Source organism: Xenorhabdus eapokensis (assembly GCF_001908105.1).
The window spans coordinates 1-1,238 of sequence record NZ_MKGQ01000113.1; the positions used below are offsets into that span (position 1 = coordinate 1).

Sequence of the window (1,238 nt, forward strand, 5' to 3'; positions counted from 1 at the left end):
AATGAGGTTCAAGCAGGCTCCAGGCGCGATCTGAAATATCGTGGCGGCGGTGTGCAGGTGTACTCATGGTTAATCGACTCTTATGATGGAATGATGGGGCATTATTATTGCACGAAATTTCTCATGACGACACCATCTAGAAATCTTGTATTCTCATGATAACTCAACAACCACCGACTCAAGTCGGTGGGTTAGTGATTAACGGACTGAAAGTCCGGATACGCATCTGCTGAACGATGCGTCAACTGTCCATTCTGAAGTTATCATCCGGGTTGGGTTCAAAATGATGCGCCAGATAAGCCTTTATCATCTCTTCCGTTAACTGGCACACCGTGGCACAAAAATAGCCCCTGGCCTAAAAATGTTGGTCCCAGTAGCGCTTCTTCAGATGCGAAAACTCTTCAAACAATTTACTCGCAGTCCTTCCTTCCATCTCCTCATGATTTCTGAGGGCGCTAATGTCGGGGGACTACTTACTAGTATATGAACATGATCCTTGCCGAGATCTTCTAATATCCTAATTTCAAACGCTTCACATGTCTGACGGACTAATTCTCGCACTCGGAGAGCGACTTCGCCTGTTAGCACTTTGTACCTGTATTTGGTTACCCGCGAAGGAAGTGGCATGGATACGGTTAAAGTGCGTCACGTGAAGCAAACCGCACCGGGAACATACGAATTTCGGGAGGATGGCGCGGATTCGCCTATACTGGTCTGGTACACTAACGCGTCGTCAATGTATAAGGCATTATCACCGCAGGAATTACCTCAATATTTTAACCAGCGTGGTACCCCAATCAATGTCAACACCGTGCCACTTGATGATCCGAGCATGACCGGTCAAACACCCGGCCTGGAAATCCCATCGCAGCCAACGTGGCGGGACGGGATTATGGTCAACCCGCAGCAAGATCCGAATGAAATGGCGGGGAACAAAACAGAAACGCCAATATCGGATGGAACAGACCGCGGGCCAACGAAGACGACCACACCGGTACAGGAGAGTGATTTCCGGGATTATATTCTGATTTTCCCGATTGAGGGCGTGCCGGCGGTTTATGTTTATTTGAGTAGTAAAATCATAAAAAACTCAGCAGGTACTAGGGTCTGTTGATGTTTTAAGGTCATAATTCATTCAACCCACATGGGCAACCAGACAATGATAAACGCCAGAGCCAACATACTGGCGTAATTCCGTTCAAGCTTATCGTATCTTGTTGCTATTGCACGAAAATGTT

Annotated in this window: 1 protein-coding gene and 2 pseudogenes; 1 reads left to right on the forward strand and 2 read right to left on the reverse strand. The window is 47.2% G+C overall.

Features of this window, described 5'->3' with window-relative positions; genetic code table 11:
* Positions 1-241 precede the first annotated feature (241 nt).
* Positions 242-627 (reverse strand): annotated as a pseudogene (gene tnpA, locus Xedl_RS19610) (IS200/IS605 family transposase).
* 13 nt (positions 628-640) lie between these two features.
* Here tnpA and Xedl_RS19615 point away from each other — a divergent pair.
* Positions 641-1,114: an S-type pyocin domain-containing protein gene (locus tag Xedl_RS19615; protein WP_244149779.1), complete on the forward strand. Its 474-nt coding sequence runs from the start codon at positions 641-643 to the stop codon at positions 1,112-1,114.
* Positions 1,115-1,131: 17 nt separating this feature from the next.
* On the opposite strand, the pseudogene Xedl_RS26030 reads toward Xedl_RS19615, so the two are convergent.
* Positions 1,132-1,238, reverse strand: a pseudogene (locus tag Xedl_RS26030) (IS5/IS1182 family transposase); the annotation flags it as partial.